Origin of the sequence: Fluviicola sp., assembly GCF_030151805.1 — a bacterium.
In the GTDB taxonomy this organism is placed as follows: Bacteria; Bacteroidota; Bacteroidia; order Flavobacteriales_D; family Crocinitomicaceae; genus Fluviicola.
In genome coordinates this window covers 1-3,444 of sequence record NZ_JASLCN010000248.1, presented here as the reverse complement: position 1 = coordinate 3,444, position 3,444 = coordinate 1, and the positions used below count along the sequence as shown (strand labels likewise).

Here is a 3,444-nt window from a genome sequence, read left to right as displayed (position 1 = left end):
CCAAAGCCGTCATTTCTTTTGAGTTCTTTTTTACCGGCTTTTTGCTTTCTTCGGTTGTATTCGTTGTTTCCGAATCAGGCAGGACTGCAATATGCACATTGTTTTTACCACTTCCGGAACCTCCGGTCGGATCAACCCATTTGTTTTCAACGGTGTAAGTAGAAACTTCTCCGCTTTTTGCATCAAACTGGCTCACAGAAACCGTTTGTGGATTTTTGTTGATCCCGATTACATCTTCTTTCAATACCCAACGGCTGCCGTCCAGGATGAAGGCATCGTAAGACATGTCCGGAACATAAAACTCATAAAACCCAACCATGGTCGGTGTTTCCGGCATTAAGTGATCGAAGATAATGCGTTTGTATTCAGGTTCGTAACGCAAAGACATCACAGATCTTTCCGAATGTTCATAAAACAAGCGTTTCGCTGTTTTATCTCCTGATTTGAACAGTGGGTAACCCAGTTTCAGACTGTTTCCGGTGAAATACAACACGTCGATCAATTTGGTATTGCTCATTCGCGTGCCACCGTCCCAGCCCAAAAGGGTGTAATATGTTTTATTTGATTTTTCAACCGGAATAATCTGGTAATACAAAGCTCCATACCACATATTGGCATCCAGTGTTTCTTCCGGTTTTCCGGGGAGCATCATGGAATTGTCAATCAACTCAATAACCTTGTGATCTTCTTTTTTTAGATTCTTATGAAGAATGTATGCGTAATATTTTTGAGATCCGTCTTCCTGTTCGACGTTCCAGTTGACGATGCGCACCATTTTATCCGGGCTGTCAATAACTCCCAGTGTTCTGAGTTTCGTGAAAGTAATATCAAAAACAGAGGGTTCGTGTAATGTCTGATCGATCAGTGCTTTAAACTGTTTGTTCCAGAATTCCTTGCGATCGTTTTTTCTTGAAGCACGCAATGAGTCCAGGAGAACAGCTAATTCCTGCTCTCTCGCCATGGCATCAAATTGCCCGAGTGATTGAAAACCCAGAGTGAGAATAAGAATGAGTAACGAAACTTTCATAACACTAAAACGCTTAAAAAGTAAATGTGTTACATCCGAAAGCGGAAAAGTTGCTTTCTAAAGGTGCATGAAATCCTTTTTTGCAAGCAATTCATCTTCGCTTTCGCGATAATCAGGATCATCTACACAACAATCAACAGGACACACGGCAGCACATTGAGGCTCGTCATGGAAACCTACACATTCGGTACATTTATCCGTAACAATATAGTAAACATCCATATCTTTCGGTTCAAAATGATCATCTGCCTGAACCTCCTCTCCGTTTAATGTCGTAATCAATCCTTTTAATGACGTGCCATCCGCATATGTCCATTCAGCGCCACCTTCGTAAATTGCGTTGTTCGGACATTCCGGTTCGCATGCACCACAATTGATGCACTCGTCTGTAATCATGATTGCCATAATAGCTTTTTTTGTGCAAATATACGGAGGGTTCAGATTTAAATAGTGAATTATTACAAAAAAATGATGGATTTGTCGCAGACCAATTAATTTTGCAGCGTGGAAAAAACAGCAATCATTCAAGTTTTCGAGCAGCTTCGAAAAACAATCCAATCGATCATTCAAAGTGATTCCTGGCCGGGTTACGAATGCGGACTAACGGAAGAAGAGTTTTTGAATTTCAGGAAAACGATCAATAAAGAAGTGCAGCTCAATCCGTGGTTTACCAAAGAGAATTGCTATAAAGCTTTAAGTGGAATTGTTCATTTGACTGAAAGAGAATCACTTATTTCATTCTCGAACAAGTATCAGTTCACAGATAAACCGAAGACCATTGCGTTGATCATGGCAGGAAACATTCCTTTTGTAGGGTTTCATGATTTGTTGTGCACATTAATAACAGGAAACAAAGCATTGTGTAAACTCAGTAGTTCCGATTCGAGGATTCCGTTGATGATTATTGAATGGATGTTGAACTGGAACCAGGAATTGAAGGAATACATTCAGATTTCATTGGGACCGATTAAGAACTACAATGCTGTTATTGCCACCGGAAGTAATAATTCGATTGCTCAGTTTGAAACGTATTTCAGTCACGTTCCGCATTTGTTCAGGAAAAACCGCACATCTGTTGCTTTATTGGACGGAACAGAAACCGATGAAGAATTGAGAGCACTTAGTTCCGATTGTTTTGATTTCTTTGGGATGGGCTGCCGGAATATTTCTAAATTGTATCTTCCGGAAGGATTTAATCTGAACCGCATTTTTGAGAATTTCCTCGAACAAACACATTTGATCCAACATCATAAGTACGGAAATAACTATGATTACAATCGGACGGTCTATTTAATGAACCAGATTCCGTTCCTGGACAACAATGCATTCATGCTGAAAGAAGACAAAGGACTTCATGCGCCGCTTTCGGTTATTTACTACGAATATTATAGCGACAAAGATGCGATTGTGAACCAGTTGAATGAGTTGCAGGATGACATCCAGGCGTTGGTTGGTCACGATTATATTCCTTTTGGAAAAGCACAGGCTCCGGATATTACAGATTTTGCAGATGGAGTAGATACGTGTCTTTGGTTGAATTCTTTGAATTAATTACGAATTACGAATTACGAATTACGAATTACGAATTACGAATTACGAATTACATTTCTTGTAAGTTCTCTATTTACGTAGTGTATTATGCTATGTGTTCTATAGATCTATGTGGTTTTTTGACTAATCATCCCCCTTTAAATCCGGGTATTTACAGAGTTATTAACAATTGAAACAAGAGTTTTCAACATTTTTTGTAACCAAGTTTCTACTTTTGCGTATTCTAGACAGAATTCAATGCCTTTTGATATGAAAAAAAGCTTAGTAATTGTAGGATTTGGGATTTCTTTCCTTTCTTTCGGATCGGAGAATCCCGCAAAAATGACCCAGAACGATTATGTAACTATGTGGTCCAACGTTGCTGTTGAACATATGCTGACTTATCGGATTCCGGCAAGTATTACCCTGGCACAAGGTTTACTTGAAAGTGGAAATGGTAATTCTCCTTTAGCTACTCAGGCAAACAATCATTTCGGAATTAAATGCAGCGATTGGACGGGAGAAAAAATTTATTTCGATGACGATGCAAAAGGGGAGTGCTTCAGAAAATATCCGAGCGCAACAGAATCATACAATGACCACAGTTTATTCCTGACAAAGAAACCACGTTATGCAGCGTTGTTTCAATTTCCGGTAGATGATTACAAATCATGGGCGAAAGGATTGAAGAAAGCAGGTTATGCAACACATCCGGAATATGCTGAAAAGTTGATCGATTTGATTGAGCGTTTGAAGTTGTATGAATACGATGAAAAAACAGCTCCGTCAAACAGTGGAACAGAATTGCTTGCAAGTAATGCGAAAGAAAGCAAGGAAAAAGGATCTGCCGGGAAAAACGCGGCCTCAATGAAAATTGACGAATCTTG

General features: G+C 39.5%; 4 protein-coding genes. 2 read left to right on the top strand and 2 right to left on the bottom strand.

The window, feature by feature from the left end:
• A partial coding sequence (locus Q1V93_RS09605; RefSeq protein ID WP_300664141.1) for a hypothetical protein occupies window positions 1-1,027 on the bottom strand: 1,027 nt, incomplete at its 3' end.
• A 57-nt stretch (window positions 1,028-1,084) separates the two neighbouring features.
• Window positions 1,085-1,432, bottom strand: coding sequence for a 4Fe-4S dicluster domain-containing protein (locus Q1V93_RS09600; RefSeq protein ID WP_300664140.1), 348 nt, complete (start codon window positions 1,430-1,432; stop codon window positions 1,085-1,087).
• Window positions 1,433-1,531: 99 nt separating this feature from the next.
• On the opposite strand from Q1V93_RS09600, the gene Q1V93_RS09595 reads away from it, so the two are divergent.
• Together Q1V93_RS09595 and Q1V93_RS09590 are read left to right on the top strand one after the other, a co-directional pair.
• Entirely contained in the window at window positions 1,532-2,578 is a 1,047-nt protein-coding gene (locus Q1V93_RS09595; protein ID WP_300664138.1) for an acyl-CoA reductase, read from the top strand.
• A gap of 249 nt (window positions 2,579-2,827) precedes the next feature.
• On the top strand, window positions 2,828-3,444 hold a 617-nt coding region (locus tag Q1V93_RS09590), incomplete at its 3' end, for a glucosaminidase domain-containing protein (protein WP_300664136.1).